This window comes from Pantoea sp. T14, assembly GCF_036663535.1.
GTDB classification, from domain to species: domain Bacteria; phylum Pseudomonadota; class Gammaproteobacteria; order Enterobacterales; family Enterobacteriaceae; genus Pantoea; species Pantoea phytostimulans.
The window spans coordinates 181,858-202,998 of record NZ_JAWUEB010000020.1 but is presented as its reverse complement, the minus strand read 5'-3'; the positions used below and the strand labels follow the sequence as shown (position 1 = coordinate 202,998).

Below are 21,141 nucleotides of genomic sequence, written 5' to 3'. Positions count from 1 at the left end.
ATTTATCGCCATTTTTATACTTTATTTACACCCACGCCACGCATTTTAACACCTTCTTTATACGCCTCAGCGCAAGCTAATCAGCAAATCCAATTCTCTGGAGGTGACTGTGAGCGTGGACGTAATAACCGGCATTGTGCTGGTGGTGTTATTGCTGGGCTATTTAGTTTATGCCTTGCTCAATGCGGAGGCGTTCTAATGGCGGCCAATGCATTTTTACTGATCGCCGTCTATGTGCTGCTGCTCATGGTACTGGCGCAGCCACTGGGACGCGGGATGGCACGTTTCGTGGCTGACAAGCCGCTGTTTGCCGGGCTGGAACGCCCGCTGTGGCGTCTGTTGGGAACGGAGCAGCCAGGCATGCGCTGGCCGCATTATCTGCTGGCGATTCTGCTGTTTAATGCCCTTGGTTTGCTGCTGTTGCTGGCCATTTTATTGCTACAAGGCGAATTGCCGCTTAACCCGCAGCAGTTGCCGAGCCTGAGTTGGCATCTGGCGCTGAATACCGCCGTGAGCTTTGTCACCAACACCAACTGGCAATCTTATGGTGGCGAAAGCACGCTGAGTTATTTCAGTCAGATGGTGGGATTAACGGTACAAAACTTCCTGTCGGCAGCCACCGGCATCGCGGTGGCGTTTGCGCTGATCCGCGGCTTCGCCAGTCGTTCGCTTGAAACTTTAGGCAACGCCTGGCGCGATCTCACACGCATTACGCTGTATATCCTGCTGCCAATTAGCCTGCTAATGGCGCTGTTTTTTGTCAGCCAGGGCAGCATCCAGAACTTTTTACCCTATCACAGCATCACTACGCTGGAGGGGGCACAGCAAACGCTGGCGATGGGGCCGGTGGCATCGCAGGAAGCGATCAAAATGCTCGGCACTAACGGCGGTGGCTTCTTTAACGTTAACTCCGCTCATCCCTTTGAAAACCCCAACGCATTAACCAATCTGGTGCAGATGCTCAGCATCTTTTTGATCCCCGCCGCGCTCTGCTTTGCCTTTGGTGAAAGCGTCAAAGATCGGCGTCAGGGCAACATGCTGCTGTGGGCGATGACGCTGATGTTTGTGGTCGCGGTGAGTGTTGTTATGTGGGCAGAGGTCAAGGGTAATCCGCATTTCATCGCATTAGGTGCTGACAGCGCGATGAATATGGAAGGCAAAGAGACGCGCTTTGGCATTCTCAACTCCAGCCTGTTTGCAGTGATCACCACGGCGGCTTCCTGCGGGGCGGTGAATGCCATGCACGATTCCTTTACCGCGTTGGGCGGCATGGTGCCGATGTGGTTGATGCAATTGGGTGAAGTGGTGTTTGGCGGCGTAGGCGCAGGCTTGTACGGCATGCTGCTGTTTGTGCTGTTAGCGGTGTTTATCGCGGGCCTGATGATCGGTCGTACGCCAGAATTTCTCGGCAAAAAAATCGATGTGTGGGAAATGAAAATGACCGCGCTGGCGATTTTAGTCACGCCGGCGCTGGTACTGATCGGAACGGCGCTGGCGATGATGACCGATGCTGGGCGTGCTGGCATGTTAAATCCCGGCATTCATGGCTTCAGCGAAGTGCTGTATGCCGTTTCATCGGCAGCGAACAACAACGGCAGCGCCTTTGCGGGTCTAAGTGCTAACACCCCTTTCTGGAATCTGCTGCTGGCAAGCTGCATGTTGCTGGGACGCTTTGGCATCATCATTCCAGTGATGGCGATTGCCGGTGCGATGGCGGTGAAAAAAGTGCAGCCGGTTGGCAACGGCACTCTGCCGACACACGGCCCGTTATTTATTTCGCTGCTGATTGGCACCGTGCTGCTGGTGGGTGCACTGACTTTCATTCCTGCTCTGGCTTTAGGCCCGATCGCTGAGCATCTTAATCTTCAGGTGAAAACATCATGAGTCGTCAACAACAAGCGCTGTTTGATGCAGCGCTGCTGCGCGTTGCGGTGCTCGATGCCATGAAAAAGCTCGATCCGCGCGTGCAATTTCGTAATCCAGTGATGTTTGTGGTTTACCTCGGCAGCGTACTGACCAGCCTCTTAACGTTGGCGATGCTGGCGGGGAAAACCAGCGGCAGCGCCAGCTTTACCGGTGCGATCGCGATTTGGCTGTGGTTTACCGTGCTGTTCGCCAACATGGCAGAAGCGCTGGCGGAAGGGCGCAGCAAGGCGCAAGCCAGTAGCTTAAAAGGCGTGAAGAAAACCAGCTTCGCCAAAAAACTCGCCGAGGCGCGCTACGGCGCAAGCTGGCAGCAGGTCGCGGCCGATCAGCTGCGTAAAGGCGATGTGGTGTTAGTGGAAGCGGGCGACATCATTCCCTGTGACGGTGAAGTGCTGGAAGGTGGCGCATCGGTGGATGAAAGCGCCATCACCGGCGAATCGGCACCGGTGATACGTGAGTCGGGTGGCGACTTTGCGTCGGTGACGGGTGGCACGCGCATTCTTTCCGACTGGCTGGTAATCAGTTGCAGCGCAAATCCGGGTGAAACCTTTTTAGACCGTATGATTGCCATGGTTGAAGGCGCGAAACGTCGTAAAACGCCTAACGAGATCGCGCTGACTATTTTGCTGGTGTCGCTCACCCTCGTCTTTTTGTTGGCAACGGTGACGCTGTGGCCCTTTTCCGCGTGGGGCGGCACGCCGGTCAGCGTTACGGTGCTGGTGGCGCTGCTGGTCTGTTTGATTCCAACCACCATTGGTGGCCTGCTTTCTGCGATTGGCGTGGCGGGAATGAGCCGCATGTTAGGCGCAAACGTGATTGCAACCAGCGGGCGGGCGGTGGAAGCAGCGGGTGATGTCGATGTGTTGATGCTGGATAAAACCGGCACCATCACGCTGGGTAATCGTCAGGCCACGCAATTTTTACCGGCACCCGGCGTCAGCGAAGAGCAGCTGGCAGATGCGGCGCAGCTCGCCTCGCTGGCGGATGAAACCCCCGAAGGGCGCAGTATTGTGGTGCTCGCCAAGCAGAAGTTTAATCTGCGCGAGCGCGATCTCAGCAGCATGGGCGCGAGTTTTATTCCCTTCTCGGCGCAAACCCGCATGAGCGGCGTGAACGTGCAGGATCGCTTGATTCGTAAAGGCGCGGTGGACGCAGTACGTCGTCATATTGAAGCCAGTAATGGTCATTTTCCGGCTGAAGTGAATGCGCGAGTTGAAGAGGTGGCGCGCACCGGCGGTACGCCGCTGGTGGTGGCAGAAGGCGCGAACGTGTTAGGCGTGGTGGCGCTGAAAGATATCGTTAAAGGCGGGATTAAAGAGCGTTTTGCCGAGCTGCGCAAAATGGGCATTAAAACGGTGATGATCACGGGCGACAATCCACTGACGGCGGCGGCGATTGCTGCGGAAGCGGGCGTGGATGACTTTTTGTCGGAGGCAACACCGGAAGCCAAGCTGGCGCTGATCCGTCAATATCAGGCTGAAGGCCGCCTGGTGGCGATGACAGGCGACGGCACCAACGATGCGCCTGCATTGGCACAGGCTGACGTTGCGGTGGCGATGAACTCGGGAACCCAGGCCGCAAAAGAGGCGGGCAACATGGTGGATCTCGATTCTAATCCCACCAAGCTGCTGGAAGTGGTGCACATCGGTAAGCAGATGCTGATGACACGCGGTTCGCTGACGACCTTCAGTATCGCCAACGACGTAGCCAAATATTTTGCCATCATTCCGGCGGCATTTGCCGCCACGTATCCGCAGCTCAATACGCTCAACGTGATGCAGCTGCATTCCCCTAACTCGGCCATTCTCTCGGCGGTGATATTCAACGCGCTGGTGATTGTGTTCCTGATCCCGCTGGCGCTAAAAGGCGTGAGTTATCGTCCCCTGAGTGCGGCGGCATTATTGCGTCGTAACCTGTTGATCTACGGATTAGGTGGGCTGCTGGTGCCGTTTGTCGGTATCAAAGCCATCGACCTAATCTTGGTGCTGTTTGGCGTGGCCTGAGGAGAAAAAAATGAGTCAGTTACGTCCTGCGATTTTACTGTTGTTGCTGCTTACCGTTGTCACCGGCGTGGTTTATCCTTTGCTCACCACCGGCCTGGCGCAATGGCTTTTTCCCGCTCAGGCCAACGGTTCGTTATTAGAGGAAAAAGGTGTGGTGCGCGGTTCGGCGCTGATTGGCCAGAACTTTACCCAGCCAGATCGCTTTTGGGGTCGCCCGTCGGCAAGCGGCGATGCGCCTTACAATCCGCTGGCTTCCAGCGGCAGCAATCTGGCGGGCAGCAATCCGGCGCTGGATAACCTGGTGGCTGAGCGCGTTGCAGCGTTGCGGGCAGCCAATCCGCTCGCGCCAAAAGCGGTGCCGGTTGAATTAGTTACCGCGTCGGGCAGCGGCCTCGATCCCGATATTTCGCCTGCGGCCGCGCAATGGCAAGCGCCGCGCATTGCCGCTGCGCGCCAGCTGCCGTTAGAACAGGTGCAGGCGCTGATTACACAACAGGCGCGTCGTCCGTTTTTGACCTTCAGCGGCGAAGCGACGGTGAACGTATTACAGCTGAATATGGCGCTGGATGCGATGCCAGCAAACCCTTAATAAGGACGCTATGAACGACGAGCCTTTGCGGCCCAATCCCGATGCGCTGCTGCAGGAAAACAGCGACAGCCATCGCGGCAAGCTGAAAATCTATTTTGGTGCCTGCGCGGGCGTCGGGAAAACTTACGCCATGCTGCAAGAGGCGCAGCGCATGCGGGCGCAAGAGTTGGATGTCTTGGTCGGCGTGGTAGAAACCCATGAACGGCCTGAGACGGCACAGCTGCTGGAAGGTCTGGCGCTGTTGCCACGCCGCGCGACGGGGCGTTCGCGCCATGCCGAGTTCGATCTCGATGCCGCGCTGGCGCGCCATCCTGCGGTCATCCTGATGGATGAACTGGCGCACACCAATGTACAAGGGTCGCGTCATCCAAAGCGCTGGCAGGATATTGAAGAGTTGCTGGAGGCGGGCATTGACGTACTCACCACCGTCAACGTTCAGCACCTTGAAAGCCTCAACGATGTTGTTGGCGGCGTGACCGGCATTCAGGTGCGCGAAACCGTGCCCGATCCCTTTTTCGACAGCGCCGATGAAGTGGTATTGGTCGATTTGCCGCCGGATGACCTGCGCCAGCGGCTGAAAGAGGGCAAGGTTTACATGGGTGAGCGCGCTGAACGCGCCATCGAAAATTTCTTCCGCAAAGGTAACTTGTTTGCACTGCGTGAGTTGGCGCTGCGCCGCACCGCCGATCGTGTTGATGACCAGATGCGTGCCTGGCGCGACCGTCAAGGCAGCGATCGCGTATGGCATACGCGTGACGCCATTTTGCTGTGCATTGGCGACGACAGCGGCAGCGAAAAATTAGTGCGCAGCGCGGCGCGGCTCGCCGCCAGGTTGGGCAGCGAATGGCATGCGGTTTACGTTGAGACGCCGCGGCTGAATCGCCTGCCAGAAGCCCGCCGTCGTGCCATTCTCCGCACCTTGCAACTGGCGCAGGAGCTGGGCGCAGAAACCGCTACGCTCTCTGATCCTGATGAAGCCCAGGCGGTGCTGCGTTACGCACGCGAACACAATCTTGGCAAAATTGTGACGGGTCGCCGTCCGGTACGCCGCTGGCGACGCGATAGCTTTGCCGAGCGTCTGGGTCAGCTTGGCCCGGATGTCGATTTATTGGTGGTGGCGCTAGATGAACCGGTGAAGGATGCGCCGCATCCACTGGCGGAAGGACGCATTAGCAACGATAAATGGCGGTTGCACCTGCGTGGCTGCTTTATGGCGCTGGTGCTGTGCGTGCTGGTGACAGCGGTGGGGCAAACGTTGCTGATCGGTTTCGATCCCGCTAACAGCGTGATGATCTACTTGCTGGCGGTGGTGATCGTCGCGCTGCGTTATGGACGCTTGCCTTCGATCATTGCGACCATCATGAACATTCTCGCTTTCGATCTGTTTTTTGTCGCACCGACCGGCACGGTTGCGGTTTCCGATTTGCAATATCTGGTGACCTTTGCGGTGATGCTGGCGGTGGGGGTGATTGTCGGGAATCTCACCGCTGGCGTGCGCTATCAGGCGCGGGTTGCACGTTACCGCGAGCAGCGGGCGCGCTATCTGTACGAGATGGCGAAATCGCTGAGCAGCGCGTTAACGCCGCAGGATATCGCTGCGACCAGCCAGCGGGTAATTGACGTTACGTTACAGGCGCGCAGTCTGCTGCTGCTGCCGGATGAGCAGGGTGAGTTACAGTCTATTGGTGATGCGCTACCCGCCAATGAACCGGATCGCGCTATCGCCAAGTGGAGCTTCAGCAAAGGCCAACCCGCAGGCGCGGGCACTGACACCTTGTCCGCCGTGCCTTATCAAATTCTGCCGCTTAAAAGTGGTGCGCTGTGTCGCGGTTTGCTGGTGGTTGAGCCACAAAACCTGCGCCAGTTGATGATTCCTGAGCAGCAGCGGTTGGTCGAAACCTTTACCGTGCTGATCGCTAACGCGTTAGAGCGCATTGCACTTTCGCAGAGTGAAGCAGCGTCGCGCTTGTCAGCAGAACGTGAACAGTTGAGGAATGCACTGCTTTCGGCGCTATCCCACGATTTGCGCACACCGCTGACGGTGCTGTTTGGGCAGGCGGAAATGTTGATGCTCGATCTCGCCAGCGAAGATGAAAAATATGTGCAGCAGGCCAGCCAGATTCGCGAACAGACGTTGAGCACGATTCGGCTGGTGAGCAATATGTTGGATATGGCGCGTATCCAATCGGGCGGTTTGAATTTACGTGAAGAGTGGCTGGCGCTGGAAGAGGTGATTGGCGGCGCCCTCAGCAGCATGACTGCCTCGCTGAAAGGGCAACATATTCAGCTGGAGTTACCGCCAGAGATGGTACTGATCAAAGGCGACAGCACGCTGCTTGAGCGGGTGTTGACCAATTTGATTGAAAACAGCCTGAAATATGCGGGTCACGGCGCACCGCGCGGTATCAAGGCGTGGCAGGAAAAAGACCGGCTGGAACTGGCAATTTGGGACGGCGGGCCGGGCATTGCCGAGGCAGAGTTAACCCGTATCTTTGATAAGTTTGCGCGCGGGAATAAGGAGTCGGCGGTGCCGGGTGTGGGCTTGGGTTTAGCTATCTGCAAAACCATTATTGAAAGCCACGGCGGGCAGATTTGGGCAGAGAATCGTCCACAGGGTGGCGCATCATTTCGCTTATCATTGCCGCTGCCGCCCGCGCCGGAAATTTCTGAAGAGGCACTGAAATAACTTCACAGTTCCTCGGTTATACTGCCCAGCTTATTTGATCACTATTGGGAAATTATGGAACGTTTTACCGAAAACCTGATGTATGCATCCCGCTGGTTGTTGGCTCCGGTTTACATTGGACTTTCGCTGGGATTGCTGGCGCTAACCATCAAATTTTTTCAGGAGATTGTTCACCTGTTGCCCAACATTTTCAGCGTGGCGGAAAACGATCTGATTTTAATCCTGCTGTCGTTGGTCGACATGGCGCTGGTGGGAGGGTTGTTGGTAATGGTGATGCTGTCGGGCTATGAAAACTTTGTTTCTAAACTCGACATTGATGAAGACAAAGAGAAGCTGAGCTGGCTGGGCAAGATGGATTCTGGCTCGTTAAAAAACAAGGTTGCGGCCTCGATTGTGGCGATCTCGTCTATCCATTTGCTGCGCGTGTTCATGGAAGCGCGCAATGTCGCTAATGACAAGCTGATGTGGTACGTGATTATTCACCTGACCTTTGTGCTGTCTGCGTTTGTGATGGGCTGGCTGGACAATATGTCGCGTAACCAAAAGAAAGATTATTAGGAAATTAAGCGGTGGCCAGGGTTTGTGCCACTTCAATCCGGTTAAGTGCGAGGTCGTTTGTCCCCCACCTCGGTCCTCCCCCATAAATGGGGGAGGAAGACGCTGCAATATGTCCGAACTGTACCAGCATGTGGCAGCGTCTCCTTCCCCCGCGTCGCGGGGGAAGGCTGGGATGGGGGATAGCGCGCAGATGAGTCGTTTGTCCCCACCTCAATCCTCCCCCATACATGGGGGAGGAAGACGCTGCAATATGCCCGCTCAATACCCGCATGCGGCAGCGTCTCCTTCCCCCGCGGTGCGGGGGAAGGCTGGGATGGGGGACAGCGCGCAGAGAAAGTCGTTTGTCCCCCACCTCAATCCTCCCCCATACATCGGGGAGGAAGACGCTGCAATATGCCCGCTCTTCACCTGCATGTGGCAGCGTCTCCTTCCTCCGCGTCGCGGGGGAAGGCCGGGATGGGGGACAGCGCGCACCTTCCAAATCTACGCGCGCCTTCCAAACCTAACGTGATGCTGGCCTTGTACCTGCCAGCGTAGGCATTACATCTTTAATCATTGCAAAAAACTGGGTTAGCCTTGCCGGGTAATAACTTGCCCACGGATAAGTTAGCCAAATGGGCAGCGGCGGTGCTTGCCATTCCGGCGTCAGTTGAATGAGCCGTCCAGCAGCCAAATCCTCTTGCACTACCCAAGCCGACACGATCGCTGCACCCATTCCTGCTAAGGCCGCTTTGCGCACCGCATATAAGCTGTCGCTGCTCAACCTTGGCGTAATAGCCAGATTCACGGGCTGTCCATCCTGAACTCGCTGCAATGCCACTTCATTACGATAAAAACTGGTCAGCGCCAGCCAAGGCAAATCACACAATTGTTCAACCTGTTCGACAGGAGCGTGCTGTGCCAATACGTCTGGCGATGCCACTACAATGCGCGGAACTTCAGCCAGTAAAATCGCCACCAGCGAGGTGTCTGTCGGTGCACCGACCTGAATCGCGCAGTCCACGTTCTCTGCCATAAAATCGGGCGTGCGATCGTTTAACATCCACTCGACATTCAGGCGTGGATAACGCTGCAGGTAGTCGAGCAGCGGGGCGATCAGCTGATCTTGACCAAACGCATGCGGCGCACGCACGCGCAATGTTCCTACCGGATCGTCGTTGGCACGCGTCAAATCGTCTTCAAGCGCATACCAGGTTGCCAGCAGCTGCCGCGCTTGCGCATAGCAACGTTCACCATCATCGGTGAGTTTCAGCGCATGGGTAGTGCGCATAATCAGTTTCAGGCCGAGCCGCTGCTCCAGCGTCTGCAAGCGACGACTGATGGTCGGCTGCGTAGTGCCAAGTTGTTGCGCTGCGGCTGACAGACTGCCGCTCTCAACAATGCGGATAAAAGTTTGCATTAGTTCAATGCGATCACTGCTGATGGAGTTGCTCATACGCCTCATGCATAACGGTTTTGCCTTCAAGCAGTCTACCGCGTATAGCCGCAGTGCGCTTTAATGTGCGAAATGAATTTATAGGAAGAGATTATGTCAGCAGTTAACAGCATCAATAGCGACCAGGCCGAAGCCCTTCCGGGCCCGTTGGTTTTTACACTCGCAGCAGGCGCGGGTTTAAGCGTGGCGTCGATTTACTACAGCCAGCCCATGCTGGATATCATCAGCAAGCAATTCAATGTGGGCGTTGGCGCGGTGGGCATGGTACCGATGCTGACGCAGGCGGGTTATGCGTTGGGCATTTTACTGCTGGCACCGCTCGGCGACCGACACGATCGCCGCACCATTATATTAATCAAAGGGCTGCTGTTAATGGCGGCGCTGCTGCTGTGTGGATTTTCGGGTGGTCTGAGTGCGCTGCTGGTTGCCAGCTTTGCTACCGGATTAACCGCCACCGTGGCGCAGGATATCGTTCCCGCTTCGGCAGCGTTAGCACCAGAGCGCAGCCGCGGCAAAACAGTTGGCACCGTCATGACGGGTTTGCTGGTGGGGATTTTGCTGTCACGCGTAGTGAGCGGCGTAGTGGCGGAATATTTCGGCTGGCGCACCATGTATATGATCGCTGCGCTGGCGGTGCTTTTCATTAGCATGGCGCTGTGGCGCGTGCTGCCACGCTTTACGCCGGGCACATCGGTAAGCTATCCACGTTTACTGCTGTCGTTGGTGCATCTCTGGCGTCAGCATCAAACATTGCGCCGTGCAGCGTTAGCGCAAGGATTGTTATCGGTGGGTTTCAGCGCCTTTTGGTCAACGTTAGCGATCATGCTTAGCGAGCGGTTTCATTTCGACAGCGCCGTTGCGGGTGCATTTGGTTTGGCCGGCGCGGCGGGCGCATTGGCTGCGCCGCTGGCAGGCAGCGTAGCCGACCGCATCGGCCCGGCACGCGTTACCCAAGTGGGCGCAGCGTTAGTGACCGTTTCTTTCGCCTTGATGTTTTTACTGCCGCTGCTGCCGATGCCTGCTCAGCTAGCATTGATCATCATCAGTACCGTCGGTTTTGATTTGGGCGTGCAGGCCACCCTGGTCGCGCACCAAACATTGGTCTATGGCCTTGCCCCGGAAGCGCGTAGCCGTCTGAACGCCTTGCTGTTTACCGTGGTCTTTATTGGGATGGCAAGCGGTGCAGCCTTGGGAAGCCTGGCGCTGGCGCATTGGGGTTGGAACGGCGTGGTGGCGTTATCCACGTTAGCCGGAGCCGCGAGTTTGGCGGTGCGCTTCGCCAGTCGCCATCTTAAAAACTGATTATATTGTGCTTGCCATGACGCTCACCTCATTTTCAAAAGATGTGCCAGGATTAAAGGTAATCTGGAAATAATTGGAGCGTTATGGATTTTCTCGCCTGGACAGCCGCAACCGGCTGTCTGCTACTGCTTATGTCACTGGCTGCCGGTTGGATACACCGTGGGCCAGTGACCTCATTTGGACTTTTTCTGGTTGCGGGCGTGTTATGCGGCCCGTGGGTTTTTAACGTCCTGCAAATTGACATTATCCGCCATTCCGAGCTGGTAGCGCACATCACTGAAATCACCATGGCGGCGTCGCTGTTCATCACCGGGTTAAAATTACGGTTGCCGTTAAAAGCGCTCAGCTGGCGTACTGGCGTCAGGCTGGCGTTCCCGGCTATGCTGCTCACTGTTGCCGCAATGACTGCGCTGGTGCACTGGATAATTGGTTTTGACTGGCCGCTGTCGCTGGCGTTTGGCGCAATTGTCGCACCCACCGATCCGGTGCTGGCGAGTTTGATTTCTGTTAACGATGCGCGTGACGATGATTCACTGCGTGTCGCAATCTCAAGTGAAGCTGGCATGAATGATGGCTCGGCATTGCCGTTGCTGGTTTTGGCGCTGGCGCTGTTTAACGGTAAAAGCCTGAACGGCGCGCTGCTGACACATTGGGGCGCGACTGAGGTGCTTTGGGCGATTGGCGGTGGTTTGCTGATTGGCTTTGTGCTTGGGCGATTGATCGGCTCGCTGGCAACCAATTTACGTAGTGCGCATGGTAATGTCGCACCCAATGATTTTCTTGCGCTGGCGCTGATCGCCCTGAGTTATGCGTTGACACAATGGCTGGGTGCGTCTGGCTTTCTCGCTGCGTTTGCTGCCGGCGTAGGCTTACGTCGTGCCGAGCTGGGGGTGTTCAAACGCTATCAAACGGATGATATGACCGATGATGAGCGCGTGTTGCCAGCGGAAGCCTTGGTAAATCCCAATAAACGCATGGAGCACGATGACAACGGCATGGTGAAATCGGTGGGTTTGGTCGTAGGCGATGCGTTGTCATTCGGCGATACTATTGAACGTTTATTGGCTGCGTTGATGATGGTGGTGCTGGGCGTAACGCTGGCGTATCACTGGAATCTCAACGGTGTGATGCTTGGCCTGCTACTGTTTGTTGTAGTACGGCCGGTCGCGGTGTGGCTGGTAACTATCGGAGCCGGCATTCCCACAGCGCAACGCTTGCTGATAGGTTGGCTGGGTATTCGCGGCATCGGTAGCCTTAACTATATCGCTTTTGCCTGGGTGCACGGCATGGAAGGTGCGCAGGCCGAAATGATGGTGGATATGGCGTTGACGCTGGTGGTAAGCAGCATTGTGGTTCACGGTGTAACGGTGACACCGCTGTTGAATTGGCGGCAGAAACGCCTTGAAGCACGACATCGTAACTAACGTTTTTGCTTAATTTAAAAAAACAGGAGTCAGTAATGAAAGCTACTCAACTACTGCTGCTGGGCATGCTGGTTTCCGGCAGTGCGCTGGCAGCCAACGAAGGCGAACAAAATGTGTATGCCAGCCAGCTGTGTCACATTGTTAGCAGCGAGCACGCGGTTTCCAGCGCTGATCAATACGTTGAAAAAATGAAGACGTATGTCGCGCAAAGCCAGTCACCTTCAGCCATGAATCAGCCCGAGTTTGATGAAGATACCGCCAATGAAGTGGCCAGTGCCTGGCTGCAACTGGGCGATGAAGAGCGCGCTAAATTACGTGCCAATGAACAGCAGTGTGAACAGACTGTCATGACGCAGTTTCAGCAAGAAGATTAGTTCAGCTTGATTAACGAATAAACGCGCCTGGCTGGCGCGTTTTTTTATGGATTTTAAGGCAAAGTTGCGTACATAATCGCCAGCATTTGGCACTGGACTTGCATCACATAATCACTCCTCAGTGAACCGCAACAGTTTGCTGATCATTTGAGCATTGAAATACAGGCATCATGATTACGCGTCGACACTTTATTCTCGGCACGGGAGCCCTTGCGCTTTCTATGACCACTGGCAAATTGTTTGCTCGAGACGACATTATTCCCCTCTGGCCGGACGATCCGCCCGGCGGTGGCGGACCGTCCGGCGAGCTGCATATCAATAAAACGGGTTCATGGTCGAACATTGTTAGCCCGTCAATTCAACGGTTTAAGCCTGAAAATCCCAACGGCGAGGCGGTAATAATTGCTGCCGGTGGCGGCTATCGTTGGATTGGAATGGGACGTGAAGCCTGGCCGGTGGCGCGCTGGCTAAACGCCCATGGCTATACCGCGTATGTGCTGAGCTACCGTCTGCCGCAGGAAAAATGGCAAGCCGGGCATTTAGCGCCGCTACAGGATGCGCAACGCGCCATTCGCTTGGTGCGCTCTTTTGAGCGCAAGGTGCATGTGCTGGGCTTCTCAGCGGGTGGTCATCTGTTGGGAATGGCGGCCGCGCGCCCAGAATATGATTCTTATGCTCCGCAGGATCCTCTGGATGAAGTCGTGCCGAAAGTGGATAGCGTAGGTCTGATCTACCCCGTGATTACGCTGGAAGCGCCGTATCAGCACACCACAACCCACTTAATGTTGGTGGGGAAAAACGCCACGCCGCAAGATGAAGCTAACTGGTCGGTGCAACATTACGTTACACGCAGCTATCCCCCCACGTTCCTGGCGCAGGCCGAGGACGATCACACCTCAAACCCTTTCAATACGGAACTTATGCGCGATACCTGTCGGCGTAATCGTGTCCCGGTTGAGCTGATTCAAATCAGTAAAGGCGGACACGGTTTTGGTTTAGGTAAAGCGGGAACGCCTGCCGCACTGTGGGATCAAGCCTATGTAGGCTGGCTGGATAGACTAAGTTAATCTGCACCGAACCGGTGCAGCGCTGCACCCACAAAAAATGTTAATAAGGCGGCATAAAACCGCCTTTTTTCATGCCTGAATTCGCTGTTTCCTCCAGAAAAATCCTTTCTTAACAGGCTTCTATAAATTATTTGAACAAGTTATCAAATGCATTCCGTTATCTCTTATGCGCCTGTCGCCGTAAAGTTTATTCCAACAGCACAACAACCTAATCAACGGCTTCTGAGAGGAAATAATCATGTCTAAACTTGACCTGCTTGACCCACAAAACTCTACCCTGATCTTCATCGACCATCAGCCGCAAATGGCTTTCGGCGTCGCCAATATTGATCGTCAGCAGCTTAAAAATAACACTGTTGCTCTCGCCAAGGCGGGCAAGATTTTTAACGTGCCGACAATTTATACCTCCGTTGAGACCGAAAGCTTCAGCGGTTATATCTGGCCTGAACTGCTGGCGGTTCACCCGGAGATTAAACCGATTGAACGCACCTCGATGAACTCGTGGGAAGATGCCAAATTCGTCGAAGCCGTGAAAAAAACGGGCCGCAAAAAATTGGTGATTTCCGCGCTGTGGACGGAAGTTTGTCTGACATTCCCGGCGTTGATGGCACTGAACGAAGGCTTTGAAGTCTACGTGGTCACCGATACGTCGGGCGGCACCAGCGTTGATGCACACGAACGCTCAGTACAGCGTATGGTGCAGGCGGGTGCTATTCCTGTCACCTGGCAGCAGGTGCTGCTTGAATATCAACGCGACTGGTCACGTAAAGAGACCTATGACGCGGTGATGGATCTGGTTCGTGAACACAGTGGTGCTTATGGCATGGGCGTTGATTACGCTTACACGCTGGTGCACAACGCGCCAGCGCGTCAGGGCTGACAGGTGGCTTTCACCGCGTCAATAAACAGCCGTAAGGCCACCGGCATGATGAAAGCGCAGAAGTCAGTTGCGTATAAAGTGGATAGCGCGAGGTTCTTATAGGGAGAGCTAACCCTTTTATTATGAACCAAGCATCTTATAGGGTTGGTATGATCGTAAAAGGCTCAAGATTGAGCCTTTTTTATTCTTTTAAAACTCTGGGTTCATATAAAGGATGAATTGCCGATCCTAGGTAGATTGCCAAAAAAAATCCTACATTCAACATGTAGGATTCTGATGAGAAATAAATGTGTAATCAATGGCGGCTATTAGCGCATTGTCACAAACTCTTCCGAAGCCGTTGGGTGAATCGCGACGGTATTATCAAAATCTTTTTTGGTCGCGCCCATTTTCAGTGCCACCGCGAAGCCTTGCAGCATCTCGTCCATACCAAATCCGATTCCGTGAATGCCGACAATCTTCTCTTCAGCGCCGACACAAACCAGCTTCATACGGCAAGGTTGGCGATGCTGCGTCACTGCGGTATACATCGCGGTAAAGGCTGATTTATAGATTTTTACCTGATCGTCGCCATATTGCTCACGCGCTTGTGGCTCGGTTAAACCTACAGTCCCAATCGGTGGATGGCTGAATACCACGGTTGGGATGTTGCTGTAATCCAGATGCTCGTCCGGCTTGTTGTTGAACAAGCGCTCGGAAAGACGACGGCCAGCGGCGACGGCCACGGGTGTCAGCTCGACTGCGCCCGTGTTATCGCCCACGGCGTAAACGCCCGGCACGTTGGTGTTCTGGAACTTATCAACCTTGATATAGCCTTTTTCGTCCAGTTCCACGCCTGCGGCTTCAATGTTCAACACATCGTTAGCCGGTTCGCGGCCAATAGCCCAAACCAGACAATCAACCGTTTGCTCGCTGCCATTTTCTAATTGCAGCGTCAGGCTGCCATCACTATTTTTAATCACCGCTTTAGGGATGGAATGGGTGTGCAGTGTTGGGCCTTCGGTGTTCATGACTTCAACCAGCGTTTCGGTGATCAGCGGATCAAAGGTGCGCAGCGGCGCATGTTGACGCACGAACAGATGCGTTTCCGAACCCAGCGCATTCACCACGCCCGCCAGCTCAACGGCGATATAACCGGCACCGATGACCGCAGTGCGCTTTGGCAACGCGTCGAGTTCAAAGAAACCGTCGGAATCGATGCCATATTCCGCACCCGGAATGCGAGGATGGCTTGGACGGCCGCCGGTCGCGATCAAGATGTGATCGGCGGTGATGGTTTCACCGTTGACTTCCACTGTGTTCGCATCAACGAAGCGGGCAAAACCTCTGATCACTTCAACCTGGTTTTTGCCCAGCACGTTGTCGTAGGAGGTGTGAATACGATCAATATAGGCGCTGCGATTTTTCACCAGGGTCGCCCAATCGAAGCGGTTTACCGTGGTATCGAAGCCGTAATCGGGGCCATAAAGATGGATAGCTTCAGCGATTTGCGCAGCGTGCCACATTATTTTCTTCGGCACGCAACCTACGTTGACGCAGGTGCCGCCCAATTCTTTGGCTTCGATCAGGGCGCATTTTTGTCCATGCATCGCCGCACGGTTAATTGAAGCGATGCCGCCGCTGCCGCCGCCAATGGCGAGATAGTCAAAATGTCGGGTCATTGCAGTATCCATCTGGTTGCAAGAAAAATTGGCATAGAGTGTAACGCTGCGGGTCGAAATGACGCAAAGTTTGCGCCTATGATTGTAATAGGGTCGAATTTTTTCCACACATTACAGGGAAGCATAGCATGCACCTTACTTTTCTTGGTACCGGCGGCGGTGCGCCCAGCCTGCAACGCAACGTAACCTCTATCGCTTTTACCCGCTCAATTCGCGGCGAAACCTGGCTCTTCGACTGTGGTGAAGGGACCCAGCTTCAATTCATGCGCACTGCGCTGAAACCGGGCAGATTGGATAAGATTTTCATTACGCACCTGCACGGCGATCACATCTTTGGCCTGCCGGGTTTATTAACCAGCCGCTCAATGGCGGGACTGCTTGATCCTTTTACCGTTTATGGGCCAAAAGGCATCAAAACCTTTATCGAAACTGCGCTGTCACTGAGCGGATCTTTTACCAGCTATCCGCTGGACATTATTGAGATTGAAGCCGGAACGGTTTTGGATGATGGCGAATTTCGGGTGACGGCCTGGCTGTTGAATCACGTCATTGAATGCTTTGGTTATCGCATTGAACAGTACGATAAACCGGGTTTTCTGGATGCGCCGCGTCTGAAAGCGGAAGGTGTGCCGCGCGGGCCGTGGTATCAACAGCTGAAGCTGGGCCAAAAAGTGACGCTGGAAGATGGCCGCGTGATTAACGGCGCACACTATTTGGGGCCTGCGACCAAAGGCAAAACGCTGGCGATATTTGGCGACACTGCACCGACTGAGGTTGCGCTTCAGCTCGCGGCGGATGTTGATTTGATGGTGCATGAAACCACGCTTGAAGCCGCGATGATTGAAAAGGCAAACGGACGTGGGCATTCAACCACGCTTCAGGCAGCACAAGCGGCGAAAGACGCAGGGGCTAAGCGTTTGATTGCCACGCACTTTAGCTCACGCTACCTGCCGCAGGATATGGCGCGCCTGCTGGCAGAATGTCAGACCATTTTTCCGGCGACTGAGATAGCGCATGATTTGGCGGTCTTCACCTTTTAATGCTGCAGCGCAGGGTAAGTAAAAAACAGCAGATGCGTCATATTGAGGGTGAAGTGGCATGCGGTTGCGATCCACAAGCGGCCGCTCCAGTGCCACGCAAGGCCGTAAATTATCCCGGCGAGCGTGGCAAAAATCACCAGCAATACACCGCCTGGAAAATGCACCAATCCAAACAGCAGTGACGTTATCCACAAGGCTTTGCCTCCGCCTACTCGCTGGCGCAAGCGGTGCTGCAAATAACCGCGAAAAAAAGCTTCTTCAGCCAGCGCCACGAAAAACAGATTGGCCAACATGAACGCCCAAATCCACGCGGGAAAATGCGGTTCAAATCCTAATCCACCCAGCATCACCGCCAAACAAAGCAGCAGGGGAATAGCAGCTAACAGGGCAAACCAAACGATGTTATGCCGTGGCGGATGGGCGGCAGTGTTGAACAGCGTGGGCGTGCAGGCCAGCAGCAGAAAAGGAATTAATGCTTTATCAAGATTGAACGAGAAGCTAAAAGGCACGCTTTGCGGGCCTGCTCTCACCGCTTCGACGTGCGGCGGCTGATGAAATCCGGGGAAAAGATGCAGAAACAGCCCAATACAGATGAAGACTAACAGCGCTTCGGTGCTGCTTTGCAGATGAGGATTGGCTGGGTAACGTAAACGCAGCCCGACGAGGCTTGCCGAAAGTAAAATCAATACGCCGGCTGGCCAGCTCAATAGACCCTGATAAAGTCCCAGCAAAAGTGAGAGTGTCAGCAGCAGCAGCGCCAGGCGTTTTGCCTGTGCCAGTGAAATCAGCGCGCCAGCCAGAACTAACCACATGACAGAAGCCTACAGATGACATTTGCCGCGACGTTCACATCGCGGCAGCGTTATGCGTTACTCGGGTACGACCTGCGTCACGCTGAAATGACCGGTGCCAGCAGGAACCAACTTTTTATGCAGCCAAGGCAGCAACGTGTTCATTTGGCCAGCCAGTTTCCATGGTGGATTGATCACAATCATGCCCGATGCCGTCATGCCGCGTTGAGCGCTGTCAGGGCGTACCGCCAGTTCAATCTGCAAAATATTGCGAATGCCGGTCGCTTCGAAATCACGCATCATGTGTTTGATCTGCTGACGCATAACCACTGGGTACCACAGCGCAAAGACGCCAGTGTTAAAGCGTTTGTGGCCTTCCTGAATACCTTTTACTACCGCCTGATAATCACTTTTCATTTCATACGGCGGATCGATCAGAATCAAGCCACGACGTGAAGGCGGCGGCAGCTTGGCCTTTAACTGCTGATAACCGTCGGCGCGTTCTACGCGGGCGCGGCTATCTTTGCCAAACTCGTTACGCAGCAGCGGGTAATCGCTGGAATGCAGTTCGGTCAGTTGCAGTTTGTCATCTTCACGCAGCAAATGACGGGCAATCAGCGGCGAACCGGGGTAATAACGCAAGGTATCGCCACGATTAAGCGATTTAATGGCATCGAAATAAGGTTGCAACAGCTCGGGTGCGTCTGGCTGTTGCCAGATACGCGAAATCCCTTCCAGGTATTCGCCGGTGCGCTCAGCGTGCTCACCGCTCAATTGATAACGTCCTGCACCCGCATGCGTATCGAGATAGAAAAACGGTTTTTCTTTCTCTTTAAGGGCGGTGATGATCAGGCTTTGTACGGTGTGTTTCAGCACATCAGCATGGTTGCCGGCGTGAAAACTGTGGCGATAACTCAGCATAAAAAATGGGATTTCCGAGGTTGCAGCTAAAAAGGGATACAGCGAGTGCGCTGGATTATAACGTCAGATGCGAACAATTGCTGACGTTTCGCGCTATTCAACAGCGCTTGCAGCTTAAGTTTAGTCATTTTATGGCCCCTTCGACCTGTACGACGTGGCTGAATTCCAGAAATCCGGCGCACAAACCAATAAATATCTGCAAATTAAAGATTCGGTTAGCGGTGACTCAACAATCGGGTGATGTCGCGCTACCCGTTCCAGATGTGCGAATTGTGCTTGCGTAGCAAGACGCTTTTTATGCCTTGCGCCTCGTCGCTGTCCGTTTCTTCCGCGCCTCATCATAGCTGCCATTGATTTTCGCTACACTTAACCGCATGTTACTTTGATTGCATTGCGCGACCTGTCGCGCCTCATACATCGATAAAGGACTGCGCTATGACCAATCCGTTACTCACTTCTTTTGATCTGCCGCCATTTTCTGCCATCCAACCTGAACATGTGGTTCCCGCCGTTACCGAGGTGTTGACCGACTGTCGTGCCATGGTGGAAAAAGTCGTGGCGCAAGGCGCACCTTACACCTGGGATAATCTTGTTCAGCCGCTGGCGGAAACCGATGATCGTCTTGGCCGCATCTTCTCGCCGGTTAGCCACCTTAACTCAGTGAAAAACAGCCCGGAGCTGCGTCAGGCGTATGAACAAACGCTGCCGCTGCTCTCTGAATACAGCACATGGGTAGGACAGCATGAAGGTTTGTATCAGGCGTATCGCAATCTAAAAGAGGGCGAAAATTACGCGGCACTGGATTTAGCACAGAAAAAAGCGGTCGATAACGCGCTGCGTGATTTTGAACTCTCCGGTATTGGTCTGGATAAAGAGAAGCAGAAACGTTATGGCGAAATCGCCGCGCGCCTCTCTGAGTTGGGTTCTGCCTACAGCAACAACGTGCTCGATGCCACCATGGGCTGGAGCAAGCTGATCACCGATGAAAGCGAGCTTGCCGGTATGCCGGAAAGCGCAATGGCAGCGGCCAAAGCTCAAGCCGAAGCGAAAGAGCAAGAGGGCTGGTTGCTGACGCTGGATATCCCAAGCTATTTGCCGGTGATGACCTATTGCGATAACGCTGCACTGCGTGAAGAGATGTATCGCGCTTACTCAACGCGTGCGTCTGATCAAGGTCCAAACGCCGGTAAGTGGGACAACGGTCCGATCATGGCAGAAGAGTTGGCGCTGCGCCATGAGCTGGCACAGCTGCTTGGCTTTGATTCCTTTGCCCACAAATCACTGGCCACCAAAATGGCGGAAAGCCCATCGCAGGTGATCGACTTCCTGAATGATTTGGCAAAACGCGCCCGTCCACAGGGTGAAAAAGAGCTGCAACAGCTGCGCGCCTTTGCTGAAAAAGAGCATGGCGTTGAAAGCCTGAATCCTTGGGATCTCACTTACTACGGCGAAAAACAGAAGCAGCATCTTTATACCATCAGCGATGAGCAACTGCGTCCTTACTTCCCAGAATCACGCGCGGTTGCGGGCTTGTTTGAAGTGGTAAAACGGATTTACGGCATTACCGCTAAAGAGCGTACCGATGTTGATGTTTATCATCCAGACGTGCGTTTCTTCGACCTGTTTGATGAAACCGGCGAGCTGCGCGGCAGCTTCTACCTTGACCTGTATGCGCGCGAGCACAAACGCGGCGGGGCATGGATGGACGATTGCGTCGGCCAGATGCGTAAAGCGGATGGTAATCTGCAAAAACCGGTGGCGTATCTCACCTGTAACTTCAACCGCCCGGTGAAAGGGAAACCTGCGCTGTTCACGCACGATGAAGTGATCACGCTGTTCCATGAATTTGGTCATGGCTTGCACCATATGCTCACGCGCGTGGAAACCCCCGGCGTGGCGGGTATCAACGGTGTGCCTTGGGATGCGGTCGAGCTGCCAAGTCAGTTTATGGAAAACTGGTGCTGGGAACCGGATGCGCTGGCGTTTATTTCGGGTCACTTTGAAACCGGCGAACCGCTGCCAAAAGAATTGCTGGATAAAATGCTGGCGGCGAAGAACTATCAGGCGGCGCTGTTTATCCTGCGTCAGCTGGAGTTTGGCCTGTTCGATTTCCGCTTGCACACGGAATTCAATCCAGAGAAAGGTGCACAAATTCTGGAAACCCTGCGCGAAGTGAAAAGCCGGGTTGCCGTGGTGCCAAGCCCAGAATGGGGCCGATTCCCGCACGCGTTTAGCCATATCTTTGCCGGCGGTTACGCCGCAGGTTATTACAGCTATTTGTGGGCAGATGTACTGGCCGCAGATGCCTATTCACGCTTTGAGGAAGAGGGGATTTTCAACCGCGAAACCGGTCAATCCTTCCTTGATAACATCCTGACGCGCGGCGGCTCTGAAGAGCCGATGGAGCTGTTTAAACGCTTCCGTGGACGTGAGCCGCAGCTGGATGCGATGCTGGAACATTACGGCATTCAGGGATAAGTCGTT

At 54.6% G+C, this 21,141-nt stretch carries 17 protein-coding genes; 13 read left to right on the top strand and 4 right to left on the bottom strand.

Features of this window, described 5'->3' with window-relative positions; genetic code table 11:
- Positions 1-109: 109 nt before the first annotated feature.
- Genes kdpF through SC127_RS09180 form a run of 6 tightly spaced genes read left to right on the top strand, consistent with a single transcriptional unit; the run spans position 110 to position 7,762 of the window.
- Entirely contained in the window at positions 110-199 is a 90-nt protein-coding gene (kdpF, locus tag SC127_RS09205; RefSeq protein ID WP_215845309.1) for a K(+)-transporting ATPase subunit F, read from the top strand.
- Positions 199-1,884: a potassium-transporting ATPase subunit KdpA gene (gene kdpA / locus SC127_RS09200; protein ID WP_332626015.1), complete on the top strand. Its 1,686-nt coding sequence runs from the start codon at positions 199-201 to the stop codon at positions 1,882-1,884. Before kdpF ends, kdpA begins: the two co-directional genes overlap by 1 nt.
- Positions 1,881-3,929, top strand: coding sequence for a potassium-transporting ATPase subunit KdpB (kdpB, locus tag SC127_RS09195; RefSeq protein ID WP_332626014.1), 2,049 nt, complete (start codon positions 1,881-1,883; stop codon positions 3,927-3,929). The genes kdpA and kdpB overlap by 4 nt, the downstream gene beginning before the upstream one ends.
- Positions 3,930-3,939: 10 nt before the next feature.
- Positions 3,940-4,518: a potassium-transporting ATPase subunit KdpC gene (gene kdpC, locus SC127_RS09190; RefSeq protein ID WP_215845310.1), complete on the top strand. Its 579-nt coding sequence runs from the start codon at positions 3,940-3,942 to the stop codon at positions 4,516-4,518.
- Between the two features lie 10 nt (positions 4,519-4,528).
- Positions 4,529-7,204, top strand: coding sequence for a two-component system sensor histidine kinase KdpD (gene kdpD / locus SC127_RS09185; RefSeq protein WP_332626013.1), 2,676 nt, complete (start codon positions 4,529-4,531; stop codon positions 7,202-7,204).
- Between the two features lie 54 nt (positions 7,205-7,258).
- Complete coding sequence (locus SC127_RS09180; protein ID WP_215845312.1) at positions 7,259-7,762, top strand: TIGR00645 family protein; 504 nt, start codon at positions 7,259-7,261, stop codon at positions 7,760-7,762.
- Between the two features lie 502 nt (positions 7,763-8,264).
- On the opposite strand, the gene SC127_RS09175 is transcribed toward SC127_RS09180, so the two are convergent.
- On the bottom strand, positions 8,265-9,197 hold the full coding sequence (locus tag SC127_RS09175) for a LysR family transcriptional regulator (protein WP_332626012.1): 933 nt from the start codon (positions 9,195-9,197) through the stop codon (positions 8,265-8,267).
- A 93-nt stretch (positions 9,198-9,290) separates the two neighbouring features.
- Here SC127_RS09175 and SC127_RS09170 point away from each other — a divergent pair, with 93 nt between their 5' ends.
- The 5 genes from SC127_RS09170 (at position 9,291) to SC127_RS09150 (ending at position 14,244) form a co-directional block, all read left to right on the top strand.
- Complete coding sequence (locus SC127_RS09170) at positions 9,291-10,499, top strand: MFS transporter (protein ID WP_332626011.1); 1,209 nt, start codon at positions 9,291-9,293, stop codon at positions 10,497-10,499.
- 83 nt (positions 10,500-10,582) lie between these two features.
- Positions 10,583-11,923, top strand: a complete 1,341-nt coding sequence (locus SC127_RS09165; RefSeq protein WP_332626010.1) for a cation:proton antiporter — start codon at positions 10,583-10,585, stop codon at positions 11,921-11,923.
- A 35-nt stretch (positions 11,924-11,958) separates the two neighbouring features.
- Positions 11,959-12,297, top strand: coding sequence for a hypothetical protein (locus tag SC127_RS09160; protein WP_215845315.1), 339 nt, complete (start codon positions 11,959-11,961; stop codon positions 12,295-12,297).
- A 170-nt stretch (positions 12,298-12,467) separates the two neighbouring features.
- The gene (locus SC127_RS09155; protein WP_332626009.1) at positions 12,468-13,364 is read left to right on the top strand and encodes an alpha/beta hydrolase; all 897 of its coding nucleotides are present in this window, start codon (positions 12,468-12,470) and stop codon (positions 13,362-13,364) included.
- A gap of 238 nt (positions 13,365-13,602) precedes the next feature.
- Positions 13,603-14,244, top strand: a complete 642-nt coding sequence (locus SC127_RS09150; protein WP_215845317.1) for a hydrolase — start codon at positions 13,603-13,605, stop codon at positions 14,242-14,244.
- A 308-nt stretch (positions 14,245-14,552) separates the two neighbouring features.
- Here the strand turns inward: SC127_RS09150 and gorA are convergent, their stop codons facing one another.
- Positions 14,553-15,905, bottom strand: a complete 1,353-nt coding sequence (gene gorA, locus SC127_RS09145) for a glutathione-disulfide reductase (protein WP_243079902.1) — start codon at positions 15,903-15,905, stop codon at positions 14,553-14,555.
- A gap of 128 nt (positions 15,906-16,033) precedes the next feature.
- Between gorA and rnz the strand changes: the two genes are divergently transcribed.
- Entirely contained in the window at positions 16,034-16,945 is a 912-nt protein-coding gene (rnz, locus tag SC127_RS09140) for a ribonuclease Z (protein ID WP_332626008.1), read from the top strand.
- Here rnz and SC127_RS09135 read toward each other — a convergent pair.
- Positions 16,942-17,757, bottom strand: a complete 816-nt coding sequence (locus tag SC127_RS09135; RefSeq protein WP_332626007.1) for a CPBP family intramembrane glutamic endopeptidase — start codon at positions 17,755-17,757, stop codon at positions 16,942-16,944. The genes rnz and SC127_RS09135 overlap by 4 nt on opposite strands.
- A 57-nt stretch (positions 17,758-17,814) precedes the next feature.
- On the bottom strand, positions 17,815-18,657 hold the full coding sequence (locus SC127_RS09130; RefSeq protein ID WP_332626006.1) for a 23S rRNA (adenine(2030)-N(6))-methyltransferase RlmJ: 843 nt from the start codon (positions 18,655-18,657) through the stop codon (positions 17,815-17,817).
- Between the two features lie 435 nt (positions 18,658-19,092).
- On the opposite strand from SC127_RS09130, the gene prlC reads away from it, so the two are divergent.
- Positions 19,093-21,135: an oligopeptidase A gene (gene prlC / locus SC127_RS09125; protein WP_215845320.1), complete on the top strand. Its 2,043-nt coding sequence runs from the start codon at positions 19,093-19,095 to the stop codon at positions 21,133-21,135.
- Positions 21,136-21,141: the final 6 nt, after the last annotated feature.

Bases quoted from the DNA above. Each gene is read 5' to 3' on its own strand.
- kdpA (WP_332626015.1), top strand. From the start codon at position 199: ATGGCGGCCAATGCATTTTTACTGATCGCCGTCTATGTGCTGCTGCTC.
- kdpB (WP_332626014.1), top strand. From the start codon at position 1,881: ATGAGTCGTCAACAACAAGCGCTGTTTGATGCAGCGCTGCTGCGCGTT.
- kdpC (WP_215845310.1), top strand. From the start codon at position 3,940: ATGAGTCAGTTACGTCCTGCGATTTTACTGTTGTTGCTGCTTACCGTT.
- kdpD (WP_332626013.1), top strand. From the start codon at position 4,529: ATGAACGACGAGCCTTTGCGGCCCAATCCCGATGCGCTGCTGCAGGAA.
- SC127_RS09180 (WP_215845312.1), top strand. From the start codon at position 7,259: ATGGAACGTTTTACCGAAAACCTGATGTATGCATCCCGCTGGTTGTTG.
- SC127_RS09175 (WP_332626012.1), bottom strand. From the start codon at position 9,197: ATGAGCAACTCCATCAGCAGTGATCGCATTGAACTAATGCAAACTTTT.
- SC127_RS09170 (WP_332626011.1), top strand. From the start codon at position 9,291: ATGTCAGCAGTTAACAGCATCAATAGCGACCAGGCCGAAGCCCTTCCG.
- SC127_RS09165 (WP_332626010.1), top strand. From the start codon at position 10,583: ATGGATTTTCTCGCCTGGACAGCCGCAACCGGCTGTCTGCTACTGCTT.
- SC127_RS09160 (WP_215845315.1), top strand. From the start codon at position 11,959: ATGAAAGCTACTCAACTACTGCTGCTGGGCATGCTGGTTTCCGGCAGT.
- SC127_RS09155 (WP_332626009.1), top strand. From the start codon at position 12,468: ATGATTACGCGTCGACACTTTATTCTCGGCACGGGAGCCCTTGCGCTT.
- SC127_RS09150 (WP_215845317.1), top strand. From the start codon at position 13,603: ATGTCTAAACTTGACCTGCTTGACCCACAAAACTCTACCCTGATCTTC.
- gorA (WP_243079902.1), bottom strand. From the start codon at position 15,905: ATGACCCGACATTTTGACTATCTCGCCATTGGCGGCGGCAGCGGCGGC.
- rnz (WP_332626008.1), top strand. From the start codon at position 16,034: ATGCACCTTACTTTTCTTGGTACCGGCGGCGGTGCGCCCAGCCTGCAA.
- SC127_RS09135 (WP_332626007.1), bottom strand. From the start codon at position 17,757: ATGTGGTTAGTTCTGGCTGGCGCGCTGATTTCACTGGCACAGGCAAAA.
- SC127_RS09130 (WP_332626006.1), bottom strand. From the start codon at position 18,657: ATGCTGAGTTATCGCCACAGTTTTCACGCCGGCAACCATGCTGATGTG.
- prlC (WP_215845320.1), top strand. From the start codon at position 19,093: ATGACCAATCCGTTACTCACTTCTTTTGATCTGCCGCCATTTTCTGCC.